Origin of the sequence: Flavobacterium sp. I3-2 (assembly GCF_013389595.1) — a bacterium.
GTDB lineage: Bacteria > Bacteroidota > Bacteroidia > Flavobacteriales > Flavobacteriaceae > Flavobacterium.
The window spans coordinates 3488326-3512735 of the sequence record NZ_CP058306.1 but is presented as its reverse complement, the minus strand read 5'-3'; the positions used below and the strand labels follow the sequence as shown (position 1 = coordinate 3512735).

16 protein-coding genes, 2 pseudogenes and 1 riboswitch are annotated in these 24410 nt (G+C 38.7%); of the genes and pseudogenes, 10 read left to right on the top strand and 8 right to left on the bottom strand.

The window, feature by feature from the left end; genetic code table 11:
• Positions 1 to 43 precede the first annotated feature (43 nt).
• Both HW119_RS16400 and mobC read left to right on the top strand, forming a co-directional pair.
• Entirely contained in the window at positions 44 to 823 is a 780-nt protein-coding gene (locus HW119_RS16400) for a helix-turn-helix domain-containing protein (RefSeq protein WP_038330885.1), read from the top strand.
• A gap of 108 nt (positions 824 to 931) precedes the next feature.
• Positions 932 to 2929, top strand: coding sequence for a conjugal transfer protein MobC (gene mobC / locus HW119_RS16395; RefSeq protein WP_177766423.1), 1998 nt, complete (start codon positions 932 to 934; stop codon positions 2927 to 2929).
• 55 nt (positions 2930 to 2984) lie between these two features.
• Here the strand turns inward: mobC and HW119_RS16390 are convergent, their stop codons facing one another.
• Together HW119_RS16390 and HW119_RS16385 are read right to left on the bottom strand one after the other, a co-directional pair.
• A complete protein-coding gene (locus HW119_RS16390; RefSeq protein WP_177766421.1) occupies positions 2985 to 8435 on the bottom strand; it encodes an N-6 DNA methylase in 5451 nt (1816 codons plus the stop codon).
• Positions 8422 to 8859: a DUF1896 domain-containing protein gene (locus HW119_RS16385; protein ID WP_177766419.1), complete on the bottom strand. Its 438-nt coding sequence runs from the start codon at positions 8857 to 8859 to the stop codon at positions 8422 to 8424. The genes HW119_RS16390 and HW119_RS16385 overlap by 14 nt, the downstream gene beginning before the upstream one ends.
• A 177-nt stretch (positions 8860 to 9036) precedes the next feature.
• A riboswitch (Fluoride riboswitch) is annotated at positions 9037 to 9103 on the top strand.
• Positions 9104 to 9133: 30 nt separating this feature from the next.
• Here HW119_RS16385 and HW119_RS16380 point away from each other — a divergent pair.
• Positions 9134 to 10456 carry a voltage-gated chloride channel family protein gene (locus HW119_RS16380; protein ID WP_084106827.1) on the top strand — a complete coding sequence of 441 codons (1323 nt, stop codon included), beginning with the start codon at positions 9134 to 9136 and terminating at the stop codon, positions 10454 to 10456.
• A gap of 50 nt (positions 10457 to 10506) precedes the next feature.
• Here HW119_RS16380 and HW119_RS16820 read toward each other — a convergent pair.
• Positions 10507 to 10632: pseudogene (locus HW119_RS16820) on the bottom strand (ORF6N domain-containing protein); the annotation flags it as partial.
• A 122-nt stretch (positions 10633 to 10754) separates the two neighbouring features.
• On the opposite strand from HW119_RS16820, the gene HW119_RS16375 reads away from it, so the two are divergent.
• On the top strand, positions 10755 to 11651 hold the full coding sequence (locus tag HW119_RS16375; protein WP_038330895.1) for an NmrA family NAD(P)-binding protein: 897 nt from the start codon (positions 10755 to 10757) through the stop codon (positions 11649 to 11651).
• A gap of 13 nt (positions 11652 to 11664) precedes the next feature.
• Complete coding sequence (locus tag HW119_RS16370) at positions 11665 to 12585, top strand: helix-turn-helix domain-containing protein (RefSeq protein WP_038331139.1); 921 nt, start codon at positions 11665 to 11667, stop codon at positions 12583 to 12585.
• A 324-nt stretch (positions 12586 to 12909) separates the two neighbouring features.
• Here HW119_RS16370 and HW119_RS16815 read toward each other — a convergent pair.
• The 5 genes and pseudogenes from HW119_RS16815 to HW119_RS16345 all read right to left on the bottom strand — a co-directional run bounded on the left by HW119_RS16815 (position 12910) and on the right by HW119_RS16345 (position 18752).
• Positions 12910 to 13442 (bottom strand): annotated as a pseudogene (locus HW119_RS16815) (ORF6N domain-containing protein).
• 71 nt (positions 13443 to 13513) lie between these two features.
• The gene (locus HW119_RS16360) at positions 13514 to 15598 is read right to left on the bottom strand and encodes a type IA DNA topoisomerase (RefSeq protein WP_038330896.1); all 2085 of its coding nucleotides are present in this window, start codon (positions 15596 to 15598) and stop codon (positions 13514 to 13516) included.
• Positions 15599 to 15600: 2 nt separating this feature from the next.
• Entirely contained in the window at positions 15601 to 17091 is a 1491-nt protein-coding gene (locus HW119_RS16355; RefSeq protein ID WP_177766417.1) for a DUF3945 domain-containing protein, read from the bottom strand.
• A gap of 105 nt (positions 17092 to 17196) precedes the next feature.
• Complete coding sequence (locus HW119_RS16350) at positions 17197 to 17478, bottom strand: helix-turn-helix domain-containing protein (protein WP_038331140.1); 282 nt, start codon at positions 17476 to 17478, stop codon at positions 17197 to 17199.
• A gap of 428 nt (positions 17479 to 17906) precedes the next feature.
• Positions 17907 to 18752, bottom strand: coding sequence for an RteC domain-containing protein (locus tag HW119_RS16345; RefSeq protein ID WP_038330900.1), 846 nt, complete (start codon positions 18750 to 18752; stop codon positions 17907 to 17909).
• A 211-nt stretch (positions 18753 to 18963) separates the two neighbouring features.
• On the opposite strand from HW119_RS16345, the gene HW119_RS16340 reads away from it, so the two are divergent.
• From HW119_RS16340 to HW119_RS16320, 5 genes are all read left to right on the top strand, one after another.
• A complete protein-coding gene (locus HW119_RS16340) occupies positions 18964 to 19527 on the top strand; it encodes a helix-turn-helix domain-containing protein (RefSeq protein ID WP_038330902.1) in 564 nt (187 codons plus the stop codon).
• An 89-nt stretch (positions 19528 to 19616) separates the two neighbouring features.
• Positions 19617 to 22028: a heavy metal translocating P-type ATPase gene (locus tag HW119_RS16335; protein ID WP_143884059.1), complete on the top strand. Its 2412-nt coding sequence runs from the start codon at positions 19617 to 19619 to the stop codon at positions 22026 to 22028.
• A gap of 87 nt (positions 22029 to 22115) precedes the next feature.
• The gene (locus tag HW119_RS16330) at positions 22116 to 23057 is read left to right on the top strand and encodes a cation diffusion facilitator family transporter (protein WP_177766415.1); all 942 of its coding nucleotides are present in this window, start codon (positions 22116 to 22118) and stop codon (positions 23055 to 23057) included.
• Between the two features lie 57 nt (positions 23058 to 23114).
• Positions 23115 to 23504 carry a hypothetical protein gene (locus HW119_RS16325; protein ID WP_038330908.1) on the top strand — a complete coding sequence of 130 codons (390 nt, stop codon included), beginning with the start codon at positions 23115 to 23117 and terminating at the stop codon, positions 23502 to 23504.
• A 146-nt stretch (positions 23505 to 23650) separates the two neighbouring features.
• On the top strand, positions 23651 to 24103 hold the full coding sequence (locus HW119_RS16320) for a hypothetical protein (RefSeq protein ID WP_177766413.1): 453 nt from the start codon (positions 23651 to 23653) through the stop codon (positions 24101 to 24103).
• Positions 24104 to 24410 lie beyond the last annotated feature (307 nt).

Below are 24410 nucleotides of genomic sequence, written 5' to 3'. Positions count from 1 at the left end.
TTTCGTTTTTATTAGCTTTGCCAAAAAGTATATTTAAAACGCAATGCTAAAATGTGGTCTTAAGGAAACAACTCCTGGCAATTATTCAGATGATGTTATAAGCGATGCTTATATATGGCAGCAACAAAACTGGAAACATGATGATTACGAGCATTCTCACGCACGTTATCAGCTATCCTATGTTACAGAGGGTTTTCAGTATTTTTACATAGAGAATAAGGTTTATTTTGTACCTCAAAATCACGCAATATGGATACCGTCAAATATAAAACACCGCATATCATCATCAGCAGAAACCGTTAATCTGACAGTATTGCTCTTTAAGTATATTCCGCAAAATCAATTTTACAATTCCGTAAAGATTTTCCGTGTTCCTATTGTCTTACACGAAATGCTCAATTATGCAACTAAGTGGAATAAACAACTTATTGAAGATGATAATCAGAAAGTCTTTTTATTAGCCATTTTGCAAAACCTTCCAGATTTTTATCAGAAAAATAATGCTTTGGAAATCCCTGTACCTTCAGACGAGCGACTAATTCCGATTTGCAGTCATATCAATGAAAATTTCAGATATGAGTTTAAAGTCGAAGATTATGTAGAAATTGCGAATATGTCGGTACGCAATTTACAACGTATCTTTAAAAATGAAACGGGGATAACCATACAGAAATATATACAGCTTACCCGTATTTTGAAGAGTATTGAACTAATTGATACTAAAAAATATACCCTTACAGAAGTAGCATTCAAAGTAGGATACAAGAGTTTGTCCGCATTCCTTACTTCCTATAAATCATTAATGAAATCCGCTCCTAAATAAATACACTGATTAAGCCAAATACCGCCACGTACTGCCTTAGACTACCACAATCTTATAACTATTCCGAACAGACTTTAAATTCACGCCCGAACATTAAAACTCAAAATAATGCAGGGAGAGGACGATTTAAGAGGCTTAGCCAAGATAATGGCTTTTATGCGGGCAGTCAGTATTCTATTGGTACTGATGCACCTTTATTGGTTCTGCTACGGGTTCTTTTTAGAACGTGGCTGGACACTGGAAGTAATCAACAAGATTTTAGGCAATTTCGACAGAACGGCGGGTTTGTTCTCACATACCCTATATACCAAAGCCTTTGCTTTGGTATTGCTCGCTTTAAGCTGTTTAGGCACTAAGGGCGTAAAGAATGAGAAGATAACCTGGACTAAAATTTACGTGACTTTGGGTATCGGTTTCGTGCTGTTTTTCCTGAACACACCATTGCTAAAGCTATCCCCGGCAGTAGGCACGTTCCTGTATATCCTGACTATATCGTTAGGCTATATCGCTTTGCTGATGGCGGGTGTATGGATGAGCAGACTATTAAAGAACAACCTGATGGACGACGTTTTCAATAATGAAAACGAGAGCTTCCAACAGGAAACAAAGCTGATGGAAAACGAATATTCCGTCAATCTACCCACAAAGTTCTTTTACAAAAACAAATGGAACAACGGTTGGATTAACATCGTGAACCCTTTTCGAGCCTCGATTGTGTTGGGCACACCAGGTTCGGGCAAGAGCTATGCAATTGTAAACAACTACATCAAGCAGCAGATAGAGAAAGGGTTTAGTATGTACATCTACGATTTCAAGTTCGACGACCTTTCTACTATTGCCTACAATCACTTACTGAAGCATCGGGATAAGTACGAAGTACAACCCAAATTCTACGTGATAAACTTCGACGACCCACGCAAGAGCCACCGTTGTAATCCACTCAATCCCGAATTTATGACGGACATATCGGATGCCTACGAAGCGGCATATACGATAATGCTAAATCTTAACAAGTCGTGGATTTTGAAGCAAGGGGATTTCTTCGTGGAAAGCCCAATTATATTGCTTGCAGCCATTATTTGGTATCTCAAAATCTACGAAAACGGGAAGTATTGCACTTTCCCGCACGCCATCGAATTGCTGAATAAAAAGTATTCGGACGTGTTCACGATTTTAACTTCCTATCCCGATTTAGAAAATTATTTGTCATCGTTTATGGATGCGTGGCAAGGCGGCGCACAAGACCAATTACAAGGTCAAATCGCATCTGCAAAAATTCCACTATCAAGAATGATTAGCCCGCAGCTTTATTGGGTAATGACTGGCAACGACTTCACGCTCGACATTAATAACCCGAATGAACCTAAGATTTTATGTGTAGGTAACAATCCCGACAGGCAAAATATATATTCGGCAGCTTTGGGTTTGTACAATTCAAGGATTGTAAAGCTCATCAATAAAAAAGGACAGCTAAAGAGTTCGGTTATAATTGATGAGCTGCCCACAATTTATTTTAGGGGACTGGACAATCTCATCGCAACGGCGAGAAGTAATAAGGTGGCGGTATGTCTGGGTTTTCAGGACTTTTCGCAATTAACAAGAGATTACGGCGATAAGGAAAGCAAGGTTATTCAGAATACCGTCGGTAATGTTTTCAGCGGGCAGGTTGTAGGCGAAACGGCAAAGAGCCTTTCCGAACGCTTCGGTAAAGTGTTGCAGAAACGCCAGAGTATGACCATCAACCGAAACGATAAATCTACCTCTATATCTACCCAGTTGGATAGCCTGATACCTGCCTCTAAAATTTCGACCTTAACGCAGGGGATGTTCGTAGGTTCGGTATCAGATAACTTTGACGAGCGTATCGAGCAAAAGATTTTCCACGCCGAAATTGTGGTAGATAATGAAACAGTTGCTGCCGAAACAAAAGCCTATCAGAAAATACCGGAAATCCTGTCCTTTGTTGATAAGCAGGGTGAAGATAAAATGAAGCAGGAAATTGAAGCCAATTACAAGCAGATAAAATCAGATATACTAAATATTGTTGTAAGTGAAATGGAACGCATCAAGAATGACCCCGATTTACAGCATTTGGTACAGGAGTGATAAAATAAAAGGGAGGTCTAACACCTCCCTTTTATTTTGCCCGTATGCTATATTACTACAATATACCACGGGGCATATGAACACCTTTTACCCGCACAATGCTTTCCTGAACCGTCGGGGTTTCTTTCTTCTTTTCTTCCTGCTCCGGAGCATCTGTTTTTGTTTCCGGCGTAATGGATAGCTGTATCTTCCGTTCTACCGCAGCCAGTTCCGTTTTGAGTTCGCTCAATCGGCTTTCCTTAGACCACGTACCGCTAAGCACTTCCTGAAGTATAGGCAGGTCTTTTTGTATTTCAGAAATTTTCTCCTGCTCCTGTTTAATAAAGCCCGGCAGCTTTTTTAAAGCCTTCAAAAAGTTCATTGCTGCGGTTTCAGGGTCTTTCGCCATTAAACCGTTGTTGTAGGTGTATTTGATGTTGCCCTCGCCCTGAACCAAAAAACGGTTTACCCTAATATCTGCCCCCTCTTTTTCAGACATTTCAGTTTTAACCAACAGCGTAAAACCGTACAAGCTGCCGATTTCTTCATATTGCCCTGCGGTACGAGCCCTATCCGCAATCTCATTAAGTTTCGTGCCGATTTGTTTCGGGTTTGCATTGGGCGGTAAGCCATCCAACAGCACAGGATTTGCGATTGTTCCGTCTGAATGCTTTTGTAGGCGTTGCTGCAAGTTTTCCCAGTCTGTACTCATCCGGTTCAAACGGGATTGAGCTTTGCTCAGTTCATCTGTAAAATCTTCCAGCTTGTATTTGGCACTTGACTTGGAACGGTTAAACGCCTGTTTTTCACTTTCCAATCCGGCAATCTGTTTTTCTACTTTGGCTTTATCCAGCAGATCGGTATTTCCCGACAGGATTGCCACATACTCGGAGAAGTTCATACCCGATTTTTCGTCCATACTGCCTTCATCTATGGTTCGCTTGCCGAGATTGTTGGATTTTAATTGGTCGATAAATAACTGTTTGTTGAAGAGCAGATTAAACTTATAACTATCCAATGATTTTTCAACGGCATAGATAACTACATCTACTTTATTATCGGCAAAGAACTTGGCAATCTCATTGCCTTTGCGGATTGCCCGACCGTCACGCTGGGCAAGGTCGCTTGGTCGCCACGGTGTATCTAAATGATGAATGGCAACGGCTCTTTTCTGTGCATTGACACCTGTACCGAGCATACTCGTTGAGCCGAACAGCACACGGATTTTGCCCTCGTTCATTCCTTTGATAAGCTCCTTGCGTTGGTTATCTGTTTTGGCTTCCTGAATGAAGCGTACTTCGTGTGCAGGTATACCGTGATCTTCCACGAGCTTACGTTTGATTTCGGAGTACACATTCCATTCGTTAGGTTTGTACGTACCCAAATCCGAAAAGACGAACTGCGTTCCTTTCTGTGCATTGAATTTGTTGTAATACTTGGCAATATTAGCTGCACAATGCGAAGCCTTGCTATCGGGATGATCTTCATAAGCTCCGCTTACCATTCGCATATCTAATGACATCTTACGAGCATAGTCCGTAGCAATCAGCATCTTTGCTTTTTCTTCTGTTGGAGATAAGGGCGGTCGTTCGAGCAAGACTGCATTTCCTGTTTTAGCAAACTCCATCAACTTTTTGATAAATACGCCCTGGTCGGGCGTTGGTGGAATGTTGTACAGGATTTCGTTTTTTACAGGTCGGTCAATGCCAATATCCTTTGCAGTACGGTAATCCGTAATTTCCGAGTAAAACTGTGCAAGCTCGGGTACTTTGATAAAGTATCGAAAACGTTCTTTCGCCACAATATTGTTGGCAACTGAAAACTCATAATCGGTCGTTTTACGGGCATAGATTGCTGCCCACGCATCAAAACAGTTAATACCTTGTTTTTCCAATGCCCGTGGTCGCAGGTATTTAAAGAGCAGGTACAATTCCGTCAATGAATTGCTGATGGTTGTACCCGAAAGAAAGGTTGCACCCATATCTGCATCGGTACGCTCCTGTATGGTTCTGATTGCAAACAGCAGGTTTAACGCTTTTTGGCTACCGTCCACGTTACCCAATCCAGCTACACGGCTGTGACGGGTGTTAAACATCAGGTTTTTAAACTGGTGGCTCTCGTCGATAAACAAATGGTCTATGCCCATCATTTTAAAGTCCACAATATCATCTTTGCGATTTTCAATATCGTGCTGTAAAGTCTTTAGCTTTACTTCGAGGTTTTCTTTCCGTTTAATGGACCCGGCAAGCATACCTCTTGTTACTTCAGCTCCCTGCGACTGCATCGCATCGAGGTTTCGCTCCACATTATCCAATTCTATTTCGAGGATTTCCTTTTGAATTTCTGGCGATTGCGGTATCATACCGAATTGGTCGTGTGTTAAAATCACACAGTCCCAATCGTTGTTTTTAATATCTCCGAAAATTCGCAGGCGTTTTTGCGGTGTAAAATCTTCTTTGCCCGGAAAGAGGATTTTAGCGTGCGGATAGGCAGTGCGATAGGCTTCGGCGATTTCGTGCACATTACTTTTCAGCCCGATTATCATTGGTTTATGAGCAAGTCCCAAACGCTTCATTTCCTGTGCTGCCGTACACATTATCAATGTTTTTCCTGTACCTACTTCGTGATCGCAGATAGCACCGTTATTGAGTTTAATCATCAATACGGCATCTTTTTGACTTCCGTACAGGTCTTCAATGCCCAATGCTTTACGGTCTAATCCCGGAAACTCCTGATGGCTTCCATCATAGTTTGGGCGAACAAAACAATTAAACTTATCATTGTATTGGTCGGTTAGCCTTTTTTTAAACTCATTGCTCTGTGCGTGTAACCAATCGGTAAAAGCGGTACGTATTTCGTCAATCTTAGTGTTTGCCATCTGTATGGCTTCCATATCCTTTACTTTGACTTCCTTGCCGTCTATTTCGACTTTTTTGGTGATATCGGGCGTCGTATTGACAAGAGCGTGTTTGAGCAGAGCAACGCCATCAAACGTCCTGCTTTCAGCCTTTACCGCATATTTTACCCATATATTTTGATTGCCCCGATTACAGATTACGGAAAAATCATCGGAACTGTCGGAATAATGGATATTCACTTCCGCATCGAACAGGTGCGAAGCAAATTTGGCATAAATACCTGTGGGTATCCAGCGTTCACCAAGGTTAAAGTCCAGTTCCTCAAATTCGATACGTCTTGGTCGGGCTTCTTCCAATACCATAAGGCTGTGCTTTGCTTCGGTATTTTCGGGATTGCTTTCTACATATTCTATTATTTCCTGTGCTTTTTCTACCACGTTACCGGCTATCCAGCGTTCGGAAATTTCGTATTCACTTTGCAGGGGATTATAAAAAATACGACCGTGCAGAGCATCTTTCAAGGCATCTGCAGACATACTGCTGATTTCGGACATATAGTCCAAATCAACACTTCCGTATTTATTCAATGAGGATGCTAATGCTTCTTCGGGATTATCGGTTGCTAATGTTGTCGTGGAAAAACTTACAGGATGGCTGAAAATATCCGCTTTATGGATAACACTCCCTTTTACACGCTCCAAATAAGGGATTTCTTTTCCGGCACTATCCGTCTTAATCAGCTTGATATTATCGGCACTGTTCAGACTACCGTACCTTTTTACAAAAGCATCGTACAGTTGGTTTAAATTTTCTCTTTCTGCCTTATGTTCGGTTTGTAGTTCCGCTTCTTTATTGTAAAGCTGTTGGTAAATATCACGTACTCCGATATACGCTTCGGCTCTTGCTTTCTGTAAAGAAGGTAATTGCAATGGGTAGAACATTGCAGTTTTATCCACTTTATCTACTTCCTGTAAATGACCTACCCAACCATTATCAACCACAAGGCAATCGTTACGATGGAACGATTGCAATTCGCCACTATACGGAGCAGGCTTAGGAATGGCTGCAAGAACAGGTACGGAAATAGCTGGTTTATCAGCCTGGTCATTTCCGTTAGACTGCGAAAATAAATCGCGAATAATTTCCTGTTTTGTTCCGTTGGGTGGAACGGTTCTATTGACCGAGCCATTGGAAACTGAAGGCGTATAAGGTTGCTGCATTGCTGAACTGAACAGGTCGATTTGGCGACCAATGTTAGCCCGTTGTTTTTTGGTAGTTTGCTTTTTAGATTTCGTTGCTTTCTTTGGTGGAGTTAAAACCGCTATGTTTTCATCATCATTTTCAAACAGGTCGAAAATGCTTAACTGTTTTAATTCCTGCGGACTTTCCAGTATGATGGCTGATTGTGTTAAACGATGTTGTTCCGGCTGAATGATTTCACGCTCTTGAATTTCACGTTCAATAACTGGAGGTGTAACAATGGGCTGTGTCGGAATTTGAACAATAGGTTCATCATTCCGTTTTTCTTTGTACAAAGACAAGTTTAAATGCTTTCCAAAATCATCGGAAAGCATCTGTTCAAGGCTATTTGCAATGCCCTCAACACCCTTGTTGTGTGTATAGATTAAAGCAGGTTGCCCGTAAGGGTCGGTAGCTACTTTCCAATGTGTATGTACAATTTGTCCACTTTTATCTAACAAAGCATTGCTTGGCGTACCGTAGCCTGTTTTCGTACTTTGGCAAAATAAATCTTCTCTTTCGGTCAGATTTTGTTTTGCTGTATTCTTTTGGAGAATGATAAGATCACTGCCGACCTCAGTACCTGCATAATCAGTAAATAGATTATTGGGTAAGCGAATTACGGATACCAAATCGTTGTTTTCCATCAACGCTCTGCGTATAGGCTCGTTATTCGGACTGTTTAAAATCCCTTGTGAGGTAATAAAAGCCTGTAAACCGCCCTCACGGAGCATATCGTTACCTTTCAGAAAGAAATAATTGTGAATGCTTCGGGCAGCCTGAACTTTTGCACTCTCTTTACTACGAGAATACGAAAGGTCAAAAACAGAAGTATCGCCAAAAGGGATATTGCTGGCAACAACATCGTAACTGTTTTGTTCTTTTTCGGGTATTTCTTCAAAACCGCTTATACGGACAGTGCTTTCGGGATAAAGCTGTTTTAATATTTTTCCTGTGAGCACATCTTTTTCATAGGCTGTAACTTTGGTTTCGTTCCCTGCAAAGGATTCGACAAATGATCCGATACCTGCCGATGGTTCAAGGAACTTGTCAATGTGCAAACCCTTATCACGCATTGATTGCGAAATGGCATCTATCACCTGCGGTGGTGTATAAAAAGCGGTTAGTACCGAGCTTTTCATACTGTCCACGTACCTGCGGTATTGCTTTTCGTCTTGGGGATTTTCTTTTAGCAGTTGGTGGAGTTCCTGCACAATCGGGAAAAGGTTATGTTCGGTTTTTCTCCAATGGTTGATGTCTATATCATCCGCTATGGGGTTCAGCACGAATTTAAGACCGCCAAATCCGCTGTATTGCATCATTAGCAGTCTTTCGCCTACGGTGGCTTGACGGTTCTCCTTTTCCAGTTTAAAAGCAATTCGTAAGGCATCAATGTTTTGTTGGAGATGTTGCTTTTTACTGAAGCCCATTTTTCTCTATCCATATTGCAATGGTTCCAGTTACTTCGGTATAAAGAGCATCAAACTCATAGGTGTAAGCGAAATCATCAGTTAATTTATAGTTGGAGAAAACAGGCTCACAGACGGTGAACATTTTAAGAGCGAACGGTCGTAGTTCTTCGTCTGCCATTAGGGTATCAAACTCATTGCATACGACTTGGAAAACCGTATCGAATTTGGAGAAATGCAGATTTTCAAACAGGATATAATTGGCAATCTCGTTGCATTGCTCAACTACGTTTCCCCAACGGAAAGCCACCTCATAAGCATTGGCAGCCCACGATGAACGTTGGTCGATAAACTTTTGGTCGTGTGCCTTTTCAGGGAAGCTGCTGTTTAATAATTCTTGCAGTCGTAACCTGAAATACGATAGGTCTTTTTGCTGTGTACTCATACTATAATTTTGTTTAGAATTTTGCTTGAAGCCTAAAATTATAAGCGGAAGCAAATGCCTTTGTGAATGTTGCAGGGTTTGGCGTTGAGAGGCGGTATTTGGCGTAATAGAATGAAAAGACAAAAAGGATATTTCTTTACGGCAGATATATTATAATATTTTTTTAATACATTTGTCGTTCCAAAAGGAAATGGTGTTCTTCCTTACCCAACCGCTTTTAAAAGCTGATGACGCCTGATTAAATTAAATGTTTAACATTTTAATCGGGTTGGTTATGTCAATAAATAACAAAAAGTCATTCGGTCAAAAAATCAATTTATCTACGAAAGTATTTTTCAGAAAGTATCCTTCAATTTCCTACATCCTTAAATGGACATTTTTATGTTTGCTTATCGGACTTTGTGTTGGTAGTGCTTCAGCAGGTTTTCTGCAATCATTGGACTGGGTTACAAATTATCGTGAAAATCATTTATGGTTAATTGCATTATTGCCAATTGGTGGTTTTTTCATCGGTTTGCTCTATTACTATTTGGGCAAAGACATTGAAGCAGGAAATAATTTGCTTATTGACACCATTCACAATCCAAAAGAAATTATCTCGTTCCGAATGGCTCCGTATGTGTATATCGGAACTATTGCTACGCATTTTTTTGGCGGCTCGGCAGGACGTGAGGGGACGGCTTTACAAATGGCGGGTGCTATTGCCGACCAATTTGTCAAACCTTTTCGATTGACAGAGAGCGAACGAAAAATTTTAATTATTTCGGCTATTTCCGCAGGTTTCGGCTCCGTATTCGGAACACCATTAGCAGGTGCAGTCTTTGGTTTGGAAGTTTTTCTAATCGGACGACTGAAATATGATGCTATTTTTCCTGCATTTGCCGCAGGAATTATTGCCGATTTAGTTACCAAACTTTGGCAGACACATCACACACATTATCACATCAATTTTGTACCCAACATTTCATTTCTAAATATTATATATGCAATTATTGCAGGGATTATTTTTGGGTTATGTTCCGCAACATTTAGCAAGGTCATTCATAAAACAAGTGCGATTTTTAAATCAAAAATTGAATTTGCTCCTTTTCGTCCCTTAGTTGGCGGAGTGATTGTGGCTTTTGCGGTTTGGGCAATCGGCACAACAAAATACATTGGGTTAGGTATTCCAACTATTGTTCACTCGTTTGACCAACAATTACCTGCATATGATTTTGCGTTGAAAATGGCTTTTACTATTATCACACTTTCGGCAGGTTTCAAAGGCGGCGAAATAACGCCGTTATTCTTTATCGGAGCAACTTTGGGAAATACTATAAGTTTATTCATTCCGTTACCAACAGGACTTTTGGCAGGAATGGGATTTGTTGCTGTATTTGCAGGAGCAACCAATACACCATTAGCTTGTATTATTATGGCAATTGAACTATTTGGTGTTGAATGTGGTGTATATGTAGCTATCGCTTGTGTAATTTCGTATCTCTTGTCAGGCCACACTAGTATTTACGGTAAACAAATGATTGGCGAACCAAAGAACCGCAGATTTTCAAATCACCAAGGAAAACGCTTAACTGAACTCAATGGAAATCATAAATAAACAATTTGTAAAGGATAAAAATATTAAATCCACTTAAATTGCTAACACACTTACTGACTACCCAATATTTGAAGCATCCTGCCGACTTCAATATCCATTCGGGAAGAGGCAAACCATTTTTTGCCGAGGTCTTTGAGTGATGACCCGATGTGGTAAAGCTCTGTCTTGTCAATAATTTAAAAACGGTCGTTGATATAGAGAAATTTTATACTTATTTTTTCGGTTACAACAAAGATAGATTTGGTTACATCCCGGATTTTTAAACCACTGAACTTTGTCAATAATTAAATTTTAAAATATGAAAATTGTATTGACAGGTTCTTTAGGGCATATCGGAAAACCACTTGCAGAAGGGTTGGTAGCAAAAGGACATTCCGTAACGGTTATCAGCAGTAATGTCGGCAGACAAAATGAGATCGAAGCTATTGGGGCAGTTCCTGCTGTTGGCTCGCTTGAAGACGTAGGTTTTCTTGTGAAAACTTTTACAGGTGCAAACATCGTTTATCTGATGGAACCGCCCGCAAATTATTTCAATAAAACTATCGATGTTTACGCACACAGGATAAGGATAGCTAATATTTACGTACAGGCTATTCTATTGGCAGGTGTAACCAAAGTGGTGCATTTGAGCAGTATCGGTGCACATACAGATCACGGAAACGGAATGCTCCGAATTCATTATGAGGTAGAGCAGATTTTAAAAGAATTACCGGAATCGGTTTCCCTGAAAGAAATGCGACCTGTTGGCTTTTACTATAACATGTTTGCATTTATACCTGCTATCAAATCACAGGGGGCAATTATCCAAAATTATGGTGGCGATAAAAAAGAACCTTGGGTTTCGCCTTTAGATATTGCCAGTGCCATTGTAGAAGAGATGGAAAAACCATTTAACGGCAGGACAATTCGTTATATTGCCAGCGATGAAGTTTCTCCAAACAAAGTGGCTCAAGTGCTGGGCGAGGCAATTGGAAAACCCGATCTGAAATGGCAGATGGTTTCTGATGAACAATTTTTAAATGCTCTGTTGGCTATTGGTTTCAATCCACAGGTTGCCAAAGGTTATACAGAAATGAACGCCAGCCGAAGAACGGATGCCTACGAAGATTACAATTTGTACAAACCGCAATCATTGGGTAAAGTAAAATTGACCGATTTTGCAGGCGAATTTGCAACCGTCTTCAATAAAAAATAAATATCTTTATACTGTGCAAAATAAGCCTACATATCGAATAAAAACCATTAGCGAATACCATAAGGTCAGGGAGTTGCCCAAGCCACAGCACCCTCTTATCAGTGTGATTAATTGTGCCGACATTCGACATATAGGCAACGTATGTGATTATAGATGGATGCTCGATTTTTATTCCATATCGCTCAAACGGTCTTCGTATTCTAAGGCAATATATGGGCAACAGGAATATGACTTTGATGAGGGGATTATGTATTTTTCTGCACCGAAGCAGTTATTTAGTTTTGAAATAGATAAAGAGGCAACGCCCGATTTTTCAGGGTGGATATTGCTTGTTCACCCTGACTTTTTATGGCATACGAGCCTCGCTGATAAGATCTTAAAATACGAGTTCTTTGGTTATGATGTACACGAGGCATTATTCCTATCGGAAAAGGAAGAATTACTATTGAAGAATATTATTCTGGGTATTCAGCAGGAGTATCACACGAATATGGATAAGTTCAGCCAGCATATTATTATTTCACAAATAGAAACGTTGCTCAATTATGCCGAACGGTTTTATGAGCGGCAGTTTCTGACAAGAAAAATCACTAATCATCAAATCCTGGACAGACTGGATAAATTATTAAACGATTACTTTAACGACAACGATCTGGCTTCAAGAGGACTTCCTACAGTTCAATATGTATCGGATAAATTAAACGTGTCGCCAAACTATTTAAGTGGCTTACTTAAAATATTGACAGGACAGACCACGCAGCAACACATTCACGATAAACTGATTTTAAAAGCTAAAGAAAAACTTTCAACAACAGATTTGACGGTTAGTGAAATTGCATATGGATTAGGTTTTGAGCATTCTCAATCTTTTAATAGAATATTCAAAAGTAAGACTAACCAATCTCCTTTAGAATTTAGAAAATCATTCAATTGAAATTTGAGAATGGTATAAACAAACTCTTTATAGAAACGAGAGGTTTTTATTGTTTATTCAATATTTGAAGCATCCTGCAAACTTCAATATCCATTCGTGAAAAGGCAAACCATTTTTTGCCCAGGTCTTTGAGTGATGCCCCGATATGGTAAAGTTCCGTATCGTCAATAATCAAAAATCGGTCGTGAGCATCGGAGAAAATCTCAATCTCAATAATGGGAGGATATTGGATGTTGTACCGTTGTAAATCCAGCCGTAATTGATTGCTGATAGATTTGGTATGTATGGTGGAGGCTACATTTGTATTGCGCTTACTCAATAAGGTCAGCACCGTATCATCCACATAATTATCAAGCAGGATAATGGAATTTCCAGCACTACGGATAATATCAGAAACAAAAGCATCGGCATCAAAAACCTGTCCGTTGTAAAGATACCTTTTTCGCTGTGGAGCTTGTCGTTTTCCAAAGCCTTAAAGATTTTCTCAAATTTTTGATCGGCTTGTAATTGCTTCAATTCAATCTTATCCAAACGATGAAATAAAGAGGCGTTACTGATTAGCATTCTTCTCATTTCTACGAAAGCTTCCATAATTTCAACGCTCACTTTAATAGCAATATGTGAACGAAGTATAGCAGATGCCATTGCAATACCTTGTTCGGTAAAAGCATAAGGTAGATAACGTCTTCCACCATAGTTTAAACTTGAGGTTCCAAATTGGAACCTCAAGTTTTCAAATTCTTCATCTGTCAATTGAAAGCAAAATGAAATAGGAAACCTTTCATATTTCTTTTTACCGCTTTGTTGAGGTTCTTTGTTTCCACTTGGTGTAAGGAAGCGAGGTCGCTATCTAGCATTACTTGCTTTCCACGTAAGGAATAAATCAGGCTCTTGATTTCCATTGTGCTAATGGTAGGTTTGTTTTCCATTACTTTTTGTAACTTTTGTTTTTTTCAAATTCAAAAGAGGTTTTGTATTCTTCATCCAATATGATAAAGGCATCGAACTTCTTTCCTGCCTTGCTTTTCATTCCTTTAATAAGTGAAGTTTTACCTTTATTGATAAGACTTTCAATATCGGCTATCCTGATTTGTACGCCACACACATTACGGAACTGTATCCAATTACAAACTTCATCAGGACACTTTACAATTTTATCCCGGATGATGAGTTGCTGGCTTTTACATTTCGGGCAATTCAGTTTAGGCAGGTTGTTTTGAGCAATGGAAGTTTGCAATAGTTCATCGGTAATAGATATTGCATATTTTTCCATTTCTGTTTGAAATGCTCCGACATCAGCTTCATTGTTTTCTATTTTCTGCAAGGCAAGTTCCCATTCAGCGGTCATTGCCACATCTGCAATTTTGCGGTCTTTTACTAGTTCATATACCTGCAATCCTTTTTCAGTGGGTATCAGGGATTTCTTTTCTCGTTGGATATAGTTGCGGGTAAACAGCGTTTCGATTATCGCTGCCCTTGTAGCAGGCGTGCCAATACCGATATTTTGCAGGGCTTTCCGTTCGTCCTCGTTTTCAATTTCCTTTCCTGCATTTTCCATTGCCGACAATAGCCCGGCTTCTGTATAAAGCACAGGCGGTTTGGTTTTCTTTTCTAAACAAATGGCTTCCTTAATGTTCAGTTCGTCACCTTTTTTTAAATCGGGTAAGTCCTGAATTGGTTCAGTGTCTTCGTCCGAGAAAGTTCCCTTTATCAAACGCCAACCTGCTTCCAAAACTTTACAGCCTTTCAACGTAAAATCGTAATGCGATACTTGCAACGCTATATCTGTTACTTCTTTGATACAAGGTTGTGATATGGCTTCGAGCAGTCGAAAGGCAATCATATTATAAACTTTCGTTTCGTCCGTTTTGAGAGCAGACGGAATTTTGTCGGTAATAAGTAAACCGTGGTGGTCTGTCACACGTAAATCGTTTACGATACGCTTATTAAACCGACCCCATTTTACTTTTGATACCGCTTGTTTAAATTGCTCATTATTCTGCAATGCTCTTACAAGGTTGGGAATTTCAGCCCACATATCTTCAGGGATATATTTACTTCCGGTGCGTGGGTAAGTGATAAACTTCTTTTCGTAAAGGCTTTGGGCAATATTCAGGGTTTCTTCGGCAGAAAGGTTGAGCTTTTTATTAGCTTCCTTTTGCAGTCCTGTAAGGTCAAACAACAAAGGCGGTTGCTCTGTAACGCTTTTGGTTTCTACCGATGTAATTGTTGCCGTATCGCTTCGCTGAATGGCTTTCAATGTATCATCGGCAAGTTTTTGGTTTTCCCATTTGGTTTTGGAAAGGCTTTTGAAATCAACATTTTCTTTGTTGTGTGATAGCTGAATTTGCCTATACTTCTTAATAGAGAAATTTTTGTTTTCCAAATAGCGTTTACAAATAAGAGCCAATGTAGGCGTTTGCACCCTACCTAACGAATAAATACCATTGCCTGCCGAAATACTCAATGCTTGTGTAGCATTGATGCCCACCAACCAATCGGCCCGGCTTCTGCCTTGCGCAGCCTGATACAATCCGTCAAATTCTTTGCCGTCTTTCAAGCTATCAAAGCCTTGCTTGATTGCCTTTTCGGTAAGTGAACTAATCCAAAGTCGCTCAAAGGGTTTACAGCATTTTAGATGCTCGTAAATATACCTAAAAATCAACTCGCCCTCACGTCCTGCATCGGTAGCAACGATAATGCTGTCGCTTTTGTTGAACAATTCTTTGATGATTTTCAGTTGCTTTAATGCTCCCGTATCGGCTTGGTAGCCCTTGTCTTTTTTGACCTTTCTAACGGTCAATATGAACGGGTTCGGGAGGATAGGCAATGAAGTCTTATCAAACCCCGAAATCCCGTAATCTTCGGGCATTCCTAAGCCAATTAAATGACCGAATGCCCACGTAATAAAATAGCCATTACCCGTTAAGTAGCCGTCTTTTTTATCAGATGCTCCCAACAGGCTGGCTATTTCTCTTGCTACGCTTGGTTTTTCTGCGATAACTGTTTTCATAATTAACTCACTTTTTTACCTTTTGATTTTGCTGGAGCTTTCGGTTTTTCCTGTTGCTCCTGTTGCTTTTCATTCTTCGGTTTTTGCTGTTCTTTTTGCAAAGGTTCTTTCACATTTTTGGTTGCTTCGTTGGTTTTTCCTTCAGAATTAACCGCAGTTTGTGTTTTGTGAGCTTCGGTAGGTTTTACACGTTCCTTATATTGATTTGGGAACTCAAAATTGGTTTTTCCATCTTGTTTATTGAAAGTGATGTAACCCTGGTAGGGCTGGTCCTTTTTGTCTTTCAACTCAATATATACGGTTTGTCCGTCTTTGAATTTGTTGTACTGCTCATCAGTCAGTTCCTTACCTCTGAAAGTTCTCGGAGCTTCGTGCGATTGCTTTTGTTGACTGGTTTGCTTATTACTTTGTTGCTTATTTTGGGATTGCTGGTTATTGTTGTTTCTGTCAAACAAAAACTCAACAAATCTTTTGTCAGCATTATACTGAACATTTGCATCAAAGGTGGTTCCCTTTGTAGAAATCATTCCCTCGATAAACAGAGGTTTCCCCTCCATTAAGGTTTGCTTTTGCACATCGTTCAGTTTTATCCCCTTTAATTCATCAGGGATTTTGATAAATTCTGTTTTTAAAGCAATCAGCTCATTGGTAAGCCTGTCCACACTGATAATGGACGGCATCATTTCTTCTGTTTTGGGATTTTTCAAATCTACCACACGCCCCATATTACCCGTATCGAGCAAGTTCTTTTTGTCTTCTTCGTTAAACTTGTGTCCAAAGAACTCAAAGTTTAGGTTGGGTTCACGTCTGATACCATGTACTGCCGCCACGATACTTCCATCTGGTGTAGGCTGTAACGATAAACGGGCATCTGTGCGTACTACTGCACCGCCAAGATTAATACTAATAGGTACAAGCTCATTAGTCTTGTAACCTTTCAATAATGGTTCAAGGAGGTTCTTTTTTTCAAGGTATTCCTTGCTTAATCCGAGATTGTTCATTGTTTCCCAATCAATCTGTTCCGGCTTGAAACGGTATTCGTTTGTTTCTGGTGTTGTGTGTGTTGTTGCCATATCATTTTTATTTTCTTGTTTTTGTTCTTTTTCGGGTTCATTTTTCACCTCGTGTTTTTCCATTTCTTTTTTACCCTCCGGTGTAGGGTTATCTACCTGCTTTTGAAATTTTTTTGCCTTTTCTACAGCTTCTCCTGCCTGCACTTTAAAGAATGTGAAATTGGTAGGATCTTTTAGCTGTCTCCAAAAATTGGATAGGAAATTGGAAACGAAATCGCCGTGTTTGTCCACACGCATAAAATCAGATTGGTTCTTTTTGGTAGGGTCAACGGTTTCCATTTTGCCGTTTTCGTCAATGCTCTTTACGGCTTGGATTTTCATTTTTTCCTTATCCAATATTAACAGTATGTCCGACAGTTGTTCTGGTACGTTCTGAACAGATTGCTCGGAGGTTTCCTGTTTCTTTGTTTCTTCGCTCATAATCTGAAAATTTTAAAGTTTTTATGCCGAAAGTAAAGGAAGTGCTTCCTGCTTAGCCTAAAGTGGCAGTCAATGGAAATGTTTGGCTTTCATTGGCGTTCTGTTCTATTTATTAAAGCTCTCTCTGATAAACTGATGTACATCTGATAATTTATAATACAATTTCCCGCTAATCGTGTAATATGGGAGCTTCCCAATAGAGCGATAACGTTGCAGAGAACGATTACTGACTTTCAGCATTTGCAAAATATCCTGATTGTCGAGTAGTTCCTCTCCATCAATGGTATTTCGTTTCTTTTTTAAATCGTTAATATTGTCGCCCAACATATCAAATCTGTCCATGATGCGTTCCATCCACGATATAAATTCCATTCTATCAATATTCATAGCACATGTTTTTAAGGATTTATTTTTTTGTCTGTTTTCAGCTTTCTGCCTTTTGCCATAAGTCATCATAGCTTGTATCATTCAGCCTTTGTAGATAATCAGCAATAGTATTTATCCAGTTATTAAGCTGTATCCCTGCTGCTGCTTCAATAGTTATAATTTTCATCGCATTGCTCTTTAATGTTTACAATGCAAAATTGAGAAAGGTGGCAGTGTTTGTCTGCCAAGCCTTGCCAATTGGTTTAGCGGTTTTTTGAAAATTTTACAATTTGACGGAAAGCCTTATTAAATAAGGCTTTCGTTAGATTTTCCGATTTGAGCCATGGTAAAACAAGCCCTTATGCCAGTTGGCATATATGGGCAGATGCAAACACAAAAAAGCAATACGGGATGCGTATCGCTTTCAAACTCTTTATTGATTGGAGTGTTTATAAGTCTTTATCCATATATTCTTCCAATGCCTGTTTCAACTGATCTAAAAACAAGGTTCGAGAACCTGCACGGGTTTTCATCCGGTGGAATGCGTGATGCACATCGGTCAGTGGTATTCGAAACAACACTTGTGAAATAGCAGTGAGCTTCCGGATGCCTAACTTACCGTCCGAAATAGCACCAGATGCGTATAGGGCATACGTTAGCTCAATCAAAGCATTCTTGCTGTCCGTCCAAGATAGCTCTTTAATTTCGCTGGTGCTGCTGAAAAATGTATCAGAGTTTTCTTCGGGACTGATTTTGGTTAAGAGGTAGGCATATAACAGGTCGTTGGAGAGAATACGAGCTAATTTGTAATCGTAATAGGTTGAGAAAAGCGGGTCGATTTCAAACACATAACTATTAAGCCCTTCGAGGTAATTTATCTGCCCCCGTTTAAAATATTCTTGATCTTTATCTATTCTGCCTGAACGGTAGTATCGGTAAAAGTGGGAATTGCAGATATGTTCCCTGAACTCAATCTTCAGCTCTGTTAAATGTTTCGAGAAATAGTTGCGGTAGATTTTTCCATTATTGACCGGGCACGAGGTTTCTATCCGGTACAGTTTATTATAGTAAATTAGCTTTCCGAGGATTTGGGGCTTAGTCATTTTAAAGAATTCAATCTCTTTTGCCTCGTTCTCAAATCCCGAACTTAACACATATTCTTTTGCCGAAACCAATAGCTCCTGAAGAAAGACCGTCATTTGAAAAGCTTCTTCAATTAGTCCCGAGCACGTGACTGAGAGTTTCCGTTCTTGTTCCTGAATTTCGCTAACAATATTGTTTATTGACTTTCTCATAAAGGAAGATTTTACTATCAATATCGGTATCACACAAATTTTACCAATAAATAGTAATTTAATAACCAATGTGTCCCTACAATGGGAAAGATTTTAATCGTTTTTCATCGGCGGTTTATCACTTAACCACCCATAAACGATAAATACTAAATTATTAATCATAAATTTGTATTTGTGTATTTATGTAAATTAAAAACTGACTTTGTGATATATGGGGACATTGTTTATAAAAAATATGGTCTGCAACCGCTGTATTCTCGTTGTTCAGAACGAACTCGATAAGCTCGGTTTAGAGGCTAGTAATATAAAATTGGGAGAAGTTTCTCTCGTGAAAGATCTGACTACAAAAGAACGAGAAGCAATAGAAAGTGCGTTAGATCCCTTAGGTTTTCAGGTCATTGATGACAAGAAAAGTCGCATGATTGAGAAGATAAAAAACGTTATCATTGAATTGGTACATCATCAGGACAATGACGTAAAAACAAATCTTTCCGATGTTTTAAGTGATGCATTACATAATGATTATAATTATCTTTCTAATTTGTTTTCTGATATTGAGGGTACAACTATTGAAAAATATTTTATAGCTCAAAAAGTAGAAAAAGTGAAAGAACTTTTAGTTTATGATGAGTTATCATTAAGTGAAATTGCCGATCGCATGAACTATTCAAGTGTGGCTTATCTAAGTAATCAGTTCAAGAAGGTAACAGGTCTTACACCTAGCCATTTTAAACAAATTCGAGAAGACAAACGTAAGCCTTTAGACGAGGTTTAAGTAAATCTTACAAATCAAACCCATAATTTCACAATAAATATCTATCTATTTATTGTCAATTTTGTATTGTAAAATAAAGCAATCGAAATATGGCAACAAATAAAGAAATAATTTACATACCTCTAGAGGATGTAGAAAGCGAACACTGTGCATTGATAGTCGAAAAAGGACTAGCGCAAGTAAAAGGCGTTGAAAGTCAAAAAGTTGAAATCAATAATCGCAGAGCTGCTATTACGGTTAAGGAAGAAGAAGTAGTCGCTGATGCTGTAAATGCCATAAGAGATTTAGGTTATGGTGTACCAACAGTAAAAGCTAGTTTTCCGGTTTTGGGAATGACTTGTGCTTCATGTGCAGGTAGTGCAGAAAGTGTGGTGCGTTATGTACCTGGTGTTGTTAATTCTTCTGTAAACTTTGCTACTGGAAATCTTTCTGTTGAATATTTTCCAAATATGACAGATGCCAATGCTATTCGAAAAGCTGTTCAAGCTGGAGGCTATGACTTGTTGATTGAAGATGAATCTAAACAACAAGAAACATTAGAAGCCATCCACGAAAAGAAATTCAAACAGTTAAAAAATAAAACCACTTGGGCGATCATTCTATCATTACCTGTAGTTGTTATAGGAATGTTCTTTATGGATATGCCTTATGCCAATGAAATTATGTTGGTATTTTCTACTCCGGTAGTGTTATGGATTGGTCGTGATTTTTTTATCAATGCCTGGAAGCAAACCAAAAACAAATCTGCTAATATGGATACTTTAGTAGCGTTGAGCACTGGTATCGCCTATCTGTTCAGTGTTTTCAATATGGTATTTATGGATTTCTGGATGGCAAGAGGCATTCACCCCCACGTGTATTTTGAAGCTGCAGCGGTTATTATAGCCTTCATTCTTTTAGGTAAGTTATTAGAAGAAAAAGCAAAAGGAAATACTTCGACTGCTATCAAAAAATTGATGGGATTACAGCCTAAAACCGTTATCGTCATTCAAAAAGATGGTACAGAAAAACAAACGGCTATTGAAGATGTGAATGCTGGTGATATTATTTTAGTAAAGCCAGGTGAGAAAATTGCTGTGGACGGAATGGTGATATCTGGTAACTCTTATGTAGATGAAAGTATGTTGAGTGGCGAACCCGTTCCTGTATTGAAAAAAGAGAAAGAAAAAGTATTTGCAGGAACCATCAATCAAAAAGGTAGCTTCCAATTTGAGGCGGTGAAAGTGGGTAAAGAAACTATGCTTGCACAAATCATCAGAATGGTGCAAGATGCGCAAGGTAGTAAAGCTCCAGTGCAAAAATTAGTTGATAAAATTGCAGGTATTTTCGTTCCTGTAGTAATTGGTATCGCCATTTTGACTTTCGTTTTATGGTTGATTTTAGGCGGAGACAATGGAGTTGTACAAGGTCTGTTAGCCGCCGTTACGGTATTGGTTATTGCCTGTCCTTGTGCTTTAGGATTAGCTACTCCAACTGCGATAATGGTAGGCGTTGGTAAAGGTGCAGAGAAAGGTATCTTGATTAAAGATGCTGAAAGTTTGGAATTGGCTAAAAAAGTGCAAGCTATCATTTTAGATAAAACAGGAACCATTACCGAGGGTAAGCCAGAAGTAACCGGTATTACGTGGTTGAATAATGATGATACTACTAAGAATATTTTGTTGAGTATTGAAAAACAATCAGAGCATCCATTAGCGGAAGCGGTAGTAAAAAACTTAGAAGGTACATCAACCGTAAGTTTGAGTGGATTTGACAGTATTACAGGTAAAGGTGCAAAAGCCGACTACAATAACGAAACTTACTATGTTGGAAACAAAAAGTTATTGTTTGAAAATAACATTAGTATTCCTACTCAGTTACAATCTCAAGCTGATGAATGGGGTAAAGAATCTAAAACGGTAATTTGGTTTGCCAATAGTAAAGAAGCACTTTCTGTAGTGGCTATTTCTGATAAAATTAAAGAAACTTCAGTAGCCGCAATTAAAGAATTGCAAGGTATGGGTATTGATTTATACATGCTTACAGGCGATAATGAAGCAACAGCAAAAGCTATTGCTGAGCAGACTGGAATTGGTCATTATAAAGCAGAAGTATTACCACATCAGAAAGCAGAATTTGTAAAAGAACTACAGGCCCAAGGCAAAGTAGTTGCAATGGTCGGTGACGGTATCAACGATAGTACAGCTTTGGCAACAGCCGATGTAAGTATCGCAATGGGTAAAGGTTCCGATATTGCGATGGACGTAGCAAAAATGACCATCATCTCTTCCGATTTGACTAAGATTCCACAAGCGATCAGATTGTCAAAACAAACAGTAGCTACCATCAAACAAAACTTGTTCTGGGCTTTTATTTACAACCTTATAGGTATTCCAATTGCAGCAGGTATATTGTATCCAATTAATGGTTTCTTATTGAATCCGATGATTGCAGGAGCTGCAATGGCTTTAAGTAGTGTAAGTGTGGTGAGTAACAGCTTGCGCTTGAAGTGGAAGAAGTAAATCTTACAAATCAAACAAAAAATATCGAAATAGTTTAAAACGTTTTGCTGCTGATATTTGCAGTAGCAAAACAATAATTATAAAAATATGGGACAAGAGCATAACCACTCGCATAGCGCAAACAAAAAGACGCTAACCATTAGTTTGGTGATTATTACAGTTTATATGGCTGTAGAAGTTGTGGGAGGGTTTTTGACAAATAGTCTTGCTTTATTAGCGGATGCTGGACACATGTTAAGTGATGCCATTTCACTATTCATTGCATTAATGGCTTTTAAATTCAGTAGCAAAATAGCCGATTATGCTAAAACCTATGGATATAAACGCTTTGAAATATTGGCAGCCGTTATCAACGGTGCAACACTAATATTGATTTCTGGATATATTATCTATGAGGCTGTTGAACGTTTTCAGAGTCCGCCAGAAATCCAGTCTAGCGGAATGTTGATTGTAGCATTTATAGGATTACTGGTTAATATCTTAGTGGCCTGGATAATGATGCGTGGAGCGGATGTAAAAGAAAACCTCAATATGCGTGGTGCCTATCTGCATGTCATCAGTGATATGCTAGGATCTGTAGGGGCAATTATCGCAGCCTTACTTATTATGTTTTTCGGATGGGGTTGGGCAGATCCTTTAGCAAGTATTATCGTCTCTGTCTTGGTTTTAAGAAGTGGATATCTGGTTACCAAATCATCTGTTCATGTATTGATGGAAGGGACACCCGATAATATCGAAATTGAGAAGGTAACAGAAGAAATCTTAAAAACCGAGGGTGTCCAAGCTATTCACGATTTGCATATTTGGACAATTACAAGTGGGTTAAATGCGCTTACTTGTCACGCTGTGGTAGATGAACAAATGACAATTGGTCAAAGTGAGACACTTCTTCGGAAAATAGAACATGAATTGGAACATTTAGGTATTAATCACGTAACTATTCAATTAGAGACACCCCAACATCAACATGATAATTCAATATTATGTAATGTAAAAGCTGTTCCTTCAGCACATGACCATCAGCATTAAACTTAAAAATCATTCAATAGTACTTAAATAAGCTTTAATCTTTAAAAAATAAATAAAATGAAAATGAACAAATTAATGATATCGGCTTTAGCCTCTTTAGCCATTTTCTTTACTGCTTGTGGAGGTGATACAAAAGCAGGAAAAGATGGACACGCACACGCAGAAGGCGATGGACATAACCATGCTACAGAACAACAAGTTGAGAAGTCAGTCGATAAAATTGCGGGCAAAGACAGAAATGAAAAAGGTGAATTGATCGATGCACACGGACACTTGATTACCGGTTGTCCCGGACATAAAGAAATGGTAGGCTCTGAAGGTGATATGTGTCCTAAATGCGAGTATATGACGATGATTCCTATCACTTGGGATATTACTGGGGTAGATACGGTAAGGGTAACCTCTTTACCTGATTATAATCCGCCTGCGGACAAGTTGAAAAAATAATAAGGTCGAGTAGCTTTATTGCGTTTGCTAAAGCGGTGGTTTCTGAAAAGGAACTACCGCTTTTTATTTGCCCAAAATCCGTAAAAATTACAATTGTTAATAGTCAAATTGCACTTTTACGACCTTGCAGATAACTAGATTTGTGTATGGTCAAAATAAATGGAGGAATTTTTCATATGACGAATATTGATAGAAGAAATGCTAGCCTTGTATACCAAGCTATTGGAAATATAAGGACAGTTCTGATGAAAAAGAACATACAAGACGTAAAAATATCTGATATTACCTCAGTTGCCAACATTTCTAAAAGTAAGTTTTTTAGTTTCTTTGGTGGGATTAATACGGTATTGGAATTAGTAATAGCAGAGGAACTTGATAAGATTTATGAACTGATCAGATTAAGTATAAAAAATAAGAATGATAGGAAAAATCTGGTGTCTGAGATAAGTTTGTTGAGAACAATATATATTAGAAAAAATATCATACTCAAAAATTACTATCAAATTTCAGAACAATTACCCAGCCGATATGACAAATTGAAAGAGGCTATTTTTATTAAGGAACAGTATTTGCAGTTGAATATATTAAAGGAATGTTGATGTAGAACCTATAAAAATACCATTGAAGTTTATTAAAGTTAACTTAAAAAGAACTAAAATGACTTTATTTTGTTTTAAATTTAGTATTCACAAAAATATATAGATATGATACAGACAAAATTCCAATCGTGTATAGAAGCCTGCCTTGACTGTGTGGCGATCTGTAACCAGTGTGCTATTGCTTGCTTAAATGAGAAAGAAGTAGCTCATCTAAAAAAATGTATTCAACTCAATTTAGAATGTGTTGCAATTTGTCAGGCAGCAGCCAATATTCTAAGTCTTGACGGTAAATTTAGTAAAGACATTT